General features: G+C 58.1%; 8 protein-coding genes. 2 read left to right on the top strand and 6 right to left on the bottom strand.

Annotation, left to right across the window (positions count from 1 at the left end):
* Positions 1–1,927: 1,927 nt before the first annotated feature.
* The gene (locus tag AC0Z9V_RS15770) at positions 1,928–2,260 is read right to left on the bottom strand and encodes a hypothetical protein (RefSeq protein ID WP_485142055.1); all 333 of its coding nucleotides are present in this window, start codon (positions 2,258–2,260) and stop codon (positions 1,928–1,930) included.
* A gap of 389 nt (positions 2,261–2,649) precedes the next feature.
* Complete coding sequence (locus tag AC0Z9V_RS15765; protein ID WP_485142054.1) at positions 2,650–2,871, bottom strand: hypothetical protein; 222 nt, start codon at positions 2,869–2,871, stop codon at positions 2,650–2,652.
* A 135-nt stretch (positions 2,872–3,006) separates the two neighbouring features.
* Between AC0Z9V_RS15765 and AC0Z9V_RS15760 the strand changes: the two genes are divergently transcribed.
* Positions 3,007–3,762, top strand: a complete 756-nt coding sequence (locus AC0Z9V_RS15760) for a hypothetical protein (RefSeq protein ID WP_485142053.1) — start codon at positions 3,007–3,009, stop codon at positions 3,760–3,762.
* A 177-nt stretch (positions 3,763–3,939) separates the two neighbouring features.
* Here the strand turns inward: AC0Z9V_RS15760 and AC0Z9V_RS15755 are convergent, their stop codons facing one another.
* The 3 genes from AC0Z9V_RS15755 to AC0Z9V_RS15745 form a co-directional block, all read right to left on the bottom strand.
* A complete protein-coding gene (locus tag AC0Z9V_RS15755) occupies positions 3,940–4,419 on the bottom strand; it encodes a Mov34/MPN/PAD-1 family protein (RefSeq protein WP_485142052.1) in 480 nt (159 codons plus the stop codon).
* Positions 4,416–5,702: a HesA/MoeB/ThiF family protein gene (locus tag AC0Z9V_RS15750; RefSeq protein ID WP_485142051.1), complete on the bottom strand. Its 1,287-nt coding sequence runs from the start codon at positions 5,700–5,702 to the stop codon at positions 4,416–4,418. The genes AC0Z9V_RS15755 and AC0Z9V_RS15750 overlap by 4 nt, the downstream gene beginning before the upstream one ends.
* A gap of 505 nt (positions 5,703–6,207) precedes the next feature.
* On the bottom strand, positions 6,208–7,161 hold the full coding sequence (locus AC0Z9V_RS15745; RefSeq protein WP_485142050.1) for an SMODS domain-containing nucleotidyltransferase: 954 nt from the start codon (positions 7,159–7,161) through the stop codon (positions 6,208–6,210).
* A gap of 172 nt (positions 7,162–7,333) precedes the next feature.
* On the opposite strand from AC0Z9V_RS15745, the gene AC0Z9V_RS15740 reads away from it, so the two are divergent.
* Positions 7,334–8,635, top strand: a complete 1,302-nt coding sequence (locus AC0Z9V_RS15740; protein ID WP_485142049.1) for an SAVED domain-containing protein — start codon at positions 7,334–7,336, stop codon at positions 8,633–8,635.
* 167 nt (positions 8,636–8,802) lie between these two features.
* Here AC0Z9V_RS15740 and AC0Z9V_RS15735 read toward each other — a convergent pair whose 3' ends face one another.
* Entirely contained in the window at positions 8,803–9,939 is a 1,137-nt protein-coding gene (locus AC0Z9V_RS15735) for a hypothetical protein (protein WP_485142048.1), read from the bottom strand.
* Positions 9,940–10,354: the final 415 nt, after the last annotated feature.

Here is a 10,354-nt window from a genome sequence, read left to right as displayed (position 1 = left end):
CCAGTTCCAACGACCTCTACCAAACCCACTTCACCTCCAACCAGTCCGCGATACCCTCAGAATCTCAGGTGGTGCATTGACCGGTTGAGGTCGCCATCCTTTGCTGAGATGGCAGCGTCGGCCTGCCCACTCCTACGTTGCTGTCCGAGGGCCAGTCTGCGGAAACGAATACCGACGACGTTTAGCCACACTCGACATACTTAGCCTCAGTACTGTTGGGAGCCGGGAACAGACTGTCGCGTTACCGTCCGTCGGGGTATCGCCAGTCCTGGCGCCAAACAGTGGAGTGCGAACCAGCCGGGTGTGGCAGCGACGCATCACACTGGCGGCACAAAAAAAGCCTGCAGGCGCGTTCGTCCTGCAGACCTTTTTCATCTCGTTGATGAGGGACCTTGTCCTCACCTTCTATGCAAATAAGTTTACCCGTTCCGTAAAAACGTAGCAACATGCGTGCCTGCGTGCCTGCGTGCCTGCGTCCCTGCGTCCATGCGTCCATGCGTCCCTGCGTCCCTGCACCCAGGACTCCATTCTCGATTGATCCTGAGGAACCACGGCACCGGCTGGGGTTTGAGAGGATGCCTATATGGGAGACAAGCGCCAGTCACGAACAGACGTCATCGAGTCACTGCACCGATCCAGGCTGGAACCCTACCTGCAGGCCGCCGGCCAGGACGAAAAGTACGCGCTGAACTTGTATCGGTGGAATCTTCAACTCACTTCGGCCTTCCAGGAGCTCCTAAGTGTCACGGAGGTAGTCCTCCGGAACGCAATGGACCGTGAACTGCAGAAGTGGAACACGGCTCAAGCTAGCGTCAGCCCCGGATCGAGCTGGCTGCTGAATGAACCCGCAGCTCCCTTACGCAGCCTCAGCGCGGGAAAACGAAACGAAGCAAATCGCAACGCGCGAGCTGCCCAGACGCGACGGGACGCAAATCATTGGCGCCACGGCCAGGCAGTAAGTCACGACGATGTACTCGAGCAGATCATGTTCGGGATGTGGAAGGACCTCCTACCTAATCACGTTACAAATGCGGGCCCTACAACAGAGAACTCCAACCGTGAGCGCCTCTGGCGAGAAGCACTGATACATGCGTTTCCTCACCAAAGCGACCCCGACGGAGAAACAACCTTCTGGCGTGTCTACCGACTACACGGGCTTCGAAATCGCGTCTCTCACATGGAGACGTTGTTGGATGTGGACGCGGCTGAACGCTCACGGGATGCGTTCAACCTCGTACGTTCCATCTCCCCTGCCGCACATAATTGGCTCACGGGACTAAACCGCGTACCGGTTGTATTGAAGACTCGCCCCTTAGGGTGAATGGACGTACCTAAGGCTGGTCCTCCTCCTACCCCTCGCGGGTAAGATCTCTCGAGCGCTGGTCTTCGAAGAGTGGAGCGGTGACCTCAACAAACGCCTGCCTTGAGTGGTCGCTCTCGTACTCGGCGCTCGTCTGTGACCAATGTTCGTTACACCCTTGGATGTGATGATGCGTTCGTGCAAGTGCCTGCGCCTTAGCTATAGGAGGGGCAGGCACTTCTCTGTGTCCGAGGTTGTGCACGCCCGCCGGTGCCGGGTGATGAGTTGTGACTGTTGTGGTGACTTAGGGGTGGTGTGCAACCAATCATTATGGGTCCTCGTCCCCCTCTGTGCAGAAAAAGTCCGAAGGACAGTAGCTTCCAGCGTCCACCTGAGGCTGAGGGGCAGCCCTCGTAACCCCCGCTCCTTCTGTCTGGTGATGTCGTGGCTACGACGGGCATCACACAGTGGACATCGAGCTTCAGGGTGGTTGGGCTGGCGCACCTCCTAACCACTGGTGCACGACACGGGCTCCCCCACGCGTCGATACTTGCCCCCCCCCCCCACAAATGGGCAGCAGAAACCAAAGGCCCAGCTCCACCTATCCAGCACCTTGGAGAATGCTGTTCAGTTGAAGGCTCCCCAAGTGGTGCGCGCAACAATCCAGTTTGGAGTCCAGGTAACAAACGATGAGGGATCAAAAATCGATTTAAGCACTTCCACACTCGTAATCTGCGATGCCAGAAGCGACAGCGTATGGTTCACACCACTGTCACTCTCAAGGTCCCAAAAGTGGTAGCGCGGTGTCTGATCGATGGCACGCCGCCCGGGGCCGAAGTCCATCGGCGCGCACGTGCGGGACAAGATGGCACCTCCGTCTTCCTTCGATCGAAACTCCACACGAACTTCACGAAGGTCATGAATCGACTGAAGAATTTCGTCGTGATTGGACAGTTCCATACCTTGTTCCTCCTCGTTGTGACTTCTGAGCTTGTTCCTTAAGGAACGACTCCTACAACAGACTCTAGTGCCACCCTCATACTGGATCATTTAGGTCAATGCCTGCTAGGTCACGTCCCGCAGGTTCAGTGAACATGCTGCTTACCCGGTCATATCCACGTTGCAGGGAAAGGAGGGAACGACACAACTACCTACTTACCCTGCAACGATCTGAACGCGCCCCCCACCCCCTAAAAACTGTGCACATCTCCACCAATTTAGAAGGGGCAGCCTCGATGCCCGCCCCTAATGTGTCCGCGTTACGATCGATAATTGGAGCTAGGTAGCCGTTTCAACAGATCGGGAGTGGAGCAGCGGTACAGCGCGTCCAGGTAAAATTTGCGGATGACTCAATGGAAAGGAAGCTCAGGAAACGATCCTTTTCGGTAAAGCGACCATGGATCCAGGAGGTCGATGCGCACCAGGGGCTCATCACTGACTGTCACGGCATCGAACGTGCCAGGTCCGTAACCATGCATGCGGCCCGACCGAGGATTGAGCTTCTTCGCGCGTGCACGCTCCATGAGCATGGCGACGAAACTATCTTGATCAAAATCGGGCGCGGAACTCATATTCATACCTCTTCGCTGTCTTGGCTTTGAACTGGACCCTAAGGCTGCCTGCCCAGGATCGCTCAGCGGGACGCGGAAAGACCTGCAATATGGGCGGGTCGGCGGTACATTCGAGGCTAGCCATAAGGGGGCCAGATGGGGTTCAAATTCTTCCGCCGGCAGCAGTCAGGCGGAGTAGTTACTGACGCCTTTCGGGGACCCGGAATATCGGAAGCCAATCATGCGGCTTTCAACCACATTGTTGACCGCGCCCGGCGACTCTTCGGCACTGCCGCGGAGATCGACTCGATAGTGGTGGTCTCCGGTCGCCTGCCGATCCTCCGCATCGGCGCCCTGTCCGTCATCGGTGAGCAATGGATCGTGGTCGATACCCACGAGCATGACCGCTTGCTGTACCCCGGCCGATTGGAGCTCGACTGGGAGAGCGGCGTTGCGGACGTAATCGCGGTACTCAAGGCATACCAGGCCCGACAGCTCCTGGCCCCAACTCCCGGAGACGTCCTCACCGCCCGGGTCATCGCCCTGGTAGGGGGTGCCGGCGAAGTGACTGTTTCCATGGTTCAGGCAGAGTTCTCCCACATCATCTCAGTCCGACCCCACCGGACAGGCGCGCTACCTTTCAATCTCAACGTGACCACCGGTTTCGTGGTCGTCTTAGAGTCGCCTCACCTCGGGTGGTGGACCTTCGGAGGCGACTATGACAACGACGGCACTCAAGAAGCCTTCAAGGTGGTCGAACAGCTTGTCCTTCACGGAGGGCTTGTCCACAGCAGGCGAGGCCGATCTGAGCTACTCGACGCGGACGGCACCAGCATCAGTGGACTCCACCGAGACGGCGTACGGACACGCCACCCTCAAACCGTCGAATTCCTGCCCTACCGGGCGCCCTGACTCCCGGCCACGTGCCGATCGCTGGACCCGAGCCACTCCCGTCCGTAGAGGAATCCCCTTACGTGCAGACGCTGTGGCGTTGGGGTGTACCCCAACGCCACACTCTTAGCAGCGCACGCACTTCACCCTCAAAAGGTGTAGTCGTTTTATTTCTCAGTCCAGCTCGTTTGATCTCCCCTACAGCTGGTCTGGCCTCGTCGCGAGGTTGAGTAGTGTGGACCCCGCATGTTTCAGCATGATCTGACCGCTAAGGCGCTCGAGTGTCCAAGCAGCAAGTAGCTGTTGGGATCCCGCGATCGCGATGATGAGAGCTACAAACCGGTCGAATCCAAGCTCACCGTCAGTAAGGTGTCTCGCATACGTTTGGAGGTCAGTATTGCTCGGTGTCGGCGGGACGTTGATGTGGGTATGCCATTCGCCAATCCACTGCGAACCGTCCGCACGGTAGAGGCGTTCCGCTTCCTGTTCGGTGAAGGTAAGGTCTCGACGAAAGAACAAGGGACCGTGCTCTGCGAGGGGCCCTGGCCCGGTCGCATGCAGCACCATGCTGCCGCTAGCTGGACCGAACAGCGCGCCTCCCGTCTCCAGCTGTGAATTGCTAGAGCGAATCATCGCTGTAATCGACTCGAGCACTGTGTCGGCAATCTGCAGGCTCATGCCGCGTTGCATGCAGGGCAATCGTCATAGGGGAGCCCTGCTTGGTAGAAGCTTTGGTCAAGCATCCGGGTGGCGTCAAACGGGTCGGCGTACCCCGGAGTTGGACGGAGAGCGATCACGAGGTTGTCGCGAACGAGGGTCTGATCGAGTTCGCCCTGAGCGCGCAGGAGGGTAGCAACGGTAATTTTGGCTGTCAGCTGCCCAACGAGATGAAGGTCGCCACCTACTGCCGTCATAGGATTATGCCTCGTTCCCGTGCCGTATCCTCGGTCGAGGGTAGGCTCAAGATCGATTCGGCCCTCCTCGCGCAGGCGCCGGCGCTGGCACTCAAGGCATCCGACTTCGGGCAGTGGCCTAATCCGCAGGATCTCGCCGTACCGGCCATCGCCAAGGACGCAGGCGAACACGATCGGTTTCCGGGCTCTCCGCGCGAGGTAATTCGCTACTCGTCTTGCTTCCACTCCGTCGACGGTGCAGACGACGATGTCCGTCTCGTCGAGCAGGGGTCGGACGATATCCGCCCTAGTAACAAGGTCGATGGGCCAGGGAGTGATATCGCATTCCGGCCACGCACTATAGAGCGTCTGTTTGATTGCCTCGACCTTCGTCTTACCAACATGCTTGGTGGTCAGAATGTGGCGGGGGACGTTGTGGAACAACAGTCGGTCCGGGTCGACGATGTCGATCTGCCTGACACCGTAGCTGGCGAGGGATCCGGCGGTTGCGCCGCCGATGCTACCAGCGCCGAGTAGGAGAACGCGCTTGCTTGCCAGCGCTCGAGTTGGCCATAGCCCGTTGAGTGCATCAATGAGTTCCCTACCGTCGCGGATATCAAGAGCAATGGGTTCCACACGAGATTCTGTAACGAGCCATGCGGACCACGAAGGTAGCGTTTCGTCTTCTGAAATTTTTGGTGGTTCGATGCAGTATGTAACTGCGATTGACCACGTCCCCGAGGGTGGGCATTTAGCTTTCGGTACGAGTTCTTTGAAGTGACTGAAGGACATGGCTGTCGACTGCCGGGTCAGGAAGTATCCGGTGAGTACGAGTTCGGCTGGGACGGTGTACCAATAGCCCATCGGGTGAAAGTCCGCGCTCATCAAGAAGTGCCCTGGGTCCGTGGCGACGGAAACTCTGTCGGAGTCCGCGTTGGAGAGCGCGACGATGAGAGCTGCACGATCAGGATCGGAGATTCGGCATGTCAATCGCCCCCACCCGCTACCCATCTCGATGACCTCCTTCGCTTCTCGCGGGAGGAGGACCAGCCAGTCCGCACCACTCATAAGTTCAGGGCCTTTATCGTCGCTGTGATGAGGGAGTCGTAGGAGGTGTCATTCACGATGCCGCTTACGGACATCTGGGTAATCGCTTCAGCTTTGAGGAGTGCAAACTCGATTGCCCAACCTGATGCCTTTAGTAGCAGCTCACTGGTCCTAGACGACGGATACCACTGGTCCGCGTCGCGCAGAAGACACAGGCGTCCATCAGGGAGAACGTGGAACTGTGTGAAGCCACGGATAGTAGGTGCCGGCTGCGGGAGCAAAGGCAGAAGGTGTGGAGACGCAGCGGGGAACGCATGGCCGTACTCGACGCGGACAACGAACGGATCCAACAGGTCACTGATGTCTCCGGGAACGGGACGCGAGAAAGGCCACAGCGGAAGTGGTCCCTCGAACTGACCGGCGCCTTCCGTCGACCATGTAAGAAGGGGCGCAACCCCTCGAACATCAGTGATTTCTTGCTCTAAGCGCACGGGATCGTCTTCCCACCATGTGCGCGCGGCGAAATTCATCCCTGCGGCGAATCCCGGATAGGTCGGGGCCCGGAGACGGACCCCGCGATCAGCGGAAGTACGAGCGGAAACGCCGTTCCAAAGACATCTTGCCAGTGTCGGGTTGCGGCTGGCTGATCGTTGTTCGCTACCGCTTGCACCGCCGCGGCTGCGGCCACGGCGGAGTCTTCAAGCGCATACCGTAACCCGGCGGTATCGAGGTCTGGTTGGATCACTCCAGAGAGCCCAGCCGGGTCTTCGACCTGAAGGCTGTGCGTGGACGCCTCGGCGAAGAAGTTCTTGAGCGCTTCGGGCCGGTTCCCTTCATGTAGGCAGTCGAGGGCAAGCACCTCCATGACGAGTGACTTCACACGTCCCGTGTCGGCTGTGTGCTGTCGTGCCCAGTACTTCAGCATGCGCACCAGCGGCCGAAACTGGTCCCACTCCCGTTGACGGTCAGCAACTTGATTTATCAAATACTCAGGGTCGGCAAGTGTCCAACGCCGCTCTTTCTTGAACGGAATGAGGATTCCGTCCGTGCGCCGCAATGCCGGCATAACATCCACAGTGAATGCGTTGTCCGCATCGGGCGGGTCGATGAAGCATTTTGCAGCCCGGTTCCGCTCCGCCGTGTTCACCTGTCGCACCAACTGCTCGTACGTCCCGCTCCCAACCGAGAGCAGTTCGTGAACCAGATCTCGGCACCGATCAATTGCCTCCTCTGCAGAGTCGCCGTCCTGGCCCCACTCGGGATGCTCATCGGGGTCAAACTCGACGACGAGATCAACGTCGTGCACCGGCTGCAGCTGCGTGCTTCGCGCCAGCGACCCCGATCCCCATACAACACTCACGTCTGGGGCGGTGCTGAGCGCAGCCTTGAACGTCTCGCGCCTCTCCCGAGCGAGCCGAACGACGTTGACGTCAGCATTAAGCTCCTGTTGGAGCTCATCGAACGAATTCAGAACTGTCATGAAAGGCCTCCCAGCCGAACCCGGGCAGATGCGACGGACTGCGTCCGACCTGCTTGTATGTAAGAGTAGACAAGGCCACCGACATCCCTGCCGCGCGGGCGAGCAATGCCCCGTGTCGGAACGTCACGGCGCACTCATTCCAGGCGACCACCGCCACGATAAGGAGCCCCGAGTGACCCCCGCTGTTGATGTATTCGGTCCCCTATTTCTCTCGTACCGGCAAAGCGACGGATCGGAGATTGTCGCTGAGCTGGCCTGGCTTCTGCGCGCCGCAGGCATCCCCGTATGGCGCGATAGGGACGACCTCCCACCCGGCGACACCGCCGACAGGCTCAGCCAGGCGATTGACCATGGACTTTCCGGGGCCACCCTCGTGATCACGGAGGATATCGTCAACAGCACGATCGTCCGCAGCATCGAAGCACCGAAGTTGATCGACCTGCACCACGACGACCCGCGGTTCCAACTGCTAATCGCGAACGACATCGCCAAAGGGACCGGTTCCCTTGACTACGCGGCTCCGGACCGGCTGCTCGGACGCGTTAAGGACGATCTCAAGGGCGTCGACCAGTCGGCGACGAGCGCGGCCGGACTGCTCGCAATGACGCGGAAAGCTGTGACACACAGGATGGTGCAACACCGTGAGATGGTCGAATCGAGCGGGGTCTTCGAGCTCACCATCCAGACACGCAACATTGGCCAGGTCTACGACCGCACCGGCGCCCACCTCGACATCCGCGTCCGCCGCTCCAGCCACGAGAAACTTCCCGACCCCGCCGGGCTCGGAGACCTTCAGAACACATTGGGGCTGCTGCCTGACGCGATCACCAGCACCGGGGCGCGGAAGGTTCGGGTCGGAGGCGGCGCGCACTTGTCCATCGCCTTCGCACTTGGGATCGCACTACCCTCGTCTCGGATTGGGAAACTCGAAGTCGTCGACCAGCGGTCTGACGTCTGGGCGAGCGGACCGGAAGCCGCTGTACCATCATCGCCGGCGCTCCATTTCGACATGACTGAGAACACGTCACTCACCTCACCGGGTGGGCGGCCCCGCGTCGCAATCTATGTCGATCTGCTGCCTACGCAGAGCGATGCCGCCTTCGAGCGATACCTCGACGAGCACGGCGACAGCCTGACCGCACACGGAACAATTCAGTCCCCGCAGCGTGGACTTATAGATCCTGCCCAAGCCGGTGCACTCGCATCAGAGGTTGCGGGAATCATTCGTCAACTGTCAGCCACTCACTCAAACGCCCGAGTCGATTTGCTGCTCGCCGTACCCTTCGGTATTGCCGTCCTCATTGGACGGCTCAGCAATACGCTCCGGGTACGCCTCTTCGAATGGGACGACAGTGACGACCCCGCTAACGAGCGTGCCGATGCGCGGCCTAGATATGTGCCGTGCCTCGAAGTTCGAGCCGGGGGAACAGCGGGTCCGATCACCTCCGTGTTGCTCCCAAGCTGCAGCGACTGAGACAGACCTCGTCGCTGTAGACACTGTTCTCGATGAACGGGAACGTCTCCGGCAGCTAGTGTTGCATTTAAGAGTTGTGCCTAAACGCGGGAATAGGCAGAGATCAATCAGTAATCGTTTGCTGAATGGCTCAGATTACTGGCGTCAACCTGAAATTTCCACGCGAATCAATGGCCCTTGACGTCGTCAGGATACGGGATTAGTACCGGCGAAGCATGCCATCGCCCGAAAGACTTCACCCTTGTGAAGCGCTTACTCGCCCTTGTAACCAAGTATTTCCACTCGTACATGTCCGCCCATTCGGGTTTGTCGATAGTTGGAGCAACTAGTGGCCCCTCATAACGCCCGCCGGAATCAGGGTGACTATAAGGACTATACATTTGGGGGAATTTTTCCCTAGGAACTCGATATTCGTGAGAAATTGACTCTATCCCTTGATCTGTGATGGCCCATCCATCACCGATGATCTCAGCAATCTTTCCTTCGGGTTTCCTTTCTCCAGAACGTACCCTCGATGCTTCGAGGCCAGCCTGAAGGGCTGCCACCGTGCGCGTGGTAGCCACGGTCCAGGGCGGCAACTCCGCCTTGCCCAATACCCCTTTTCGGACCAGTCCATCATGAAGTTTTTGTGCTACCGCTTCAAAAGGCTCCTCAGGTGACCACGTTTCCACAGCTGCTTGGTCAAACGCATCCGTGCTGACCATGACTCGTAGAATGTGGGTATCAGCGGACGAGCGTCCCTCGACTGGGGAGGGATAACCGATACTAAATTCGAACTCCCCGGGCTTCTCAGTCCCTTGAACTGTGATTTGTCGCTCGTAGATGCAGTCTAATTCCAAAGCAGCGTTCAACAGTTCCGAGATTGCGGCGAAACTGAAATCATTCCGAGCCGCGTTGACTGCTGAGTCTTGACGGTCAATAGAAGCCGAAATATCCTTCAATAGGCGCTCCTCCAGAGAATCGACGCGACTCTCGATATTTTCGATATTCGTCTCAAAAACCTTTCCCGCGGTTTTCTCGACAACCCTCCAAAGGAGTGGCTCAAACAAAAATAGAACCGCAGTAGACATAAAACCTGTGCCCAAATTAGTCAAAACAGATTGCACTACTGGGATCTCACTTGACTCTACCCAGGGCCAATCTATCCCTCCTAGTCCAACCCAGCTTTCAGCCCAGAAAGCAGCCACTGCCAGTAAGACGCCCGAAAAGAAAAGAAAAGAAATCCAGCCCCAATGCCGTCTCCTTTTAGTCTGGCCAGATGTCGTTGAAGGACTCGAAGTGCCGGGTCCGGGAAGAGCACTCATAGGATGATCCTAGTCGGATTGAGTACGTCGATCAGTCAGTCGCTGTCGACGCCACATCATTTGACCGACTTAGTTAAGGACTCCTGAATAGATTTGGTGAAGTTCCTGTATTCAAAAAAGGAATTCTTGCGCTACTTTGCTCAGTGTGTCTCTAAAGCCTCATACCTATAAAATATAGACAAGACAGGAGTAATTGCTCGCGCTGGCGGAAGAGGTAGTACCAACTCACCCACGCGGCATCGCCGCCAGCTACGCGCACCGCCCCGTCATGGCCGACTTAGTGGTCAAAAAGGTACTGAAAGTGCAACTCCAGAATTTTCACACTTGAGAGTGGTCTTACCATTCGCCCCGCTTCTAGGTCGCGAGGCGACCAGAGCAACTTCTACGGAGTCATCAGGCTAATCATTCACCTGTG

The sequence above is a fragment of the Arthrobacter sp. UYP4 genome (assembly GCF_057291175.1).
Note: the sequence above shows the minus strand (reverse complement) of the source record. Positions and strands in the feature narration are given on the sequence as shown.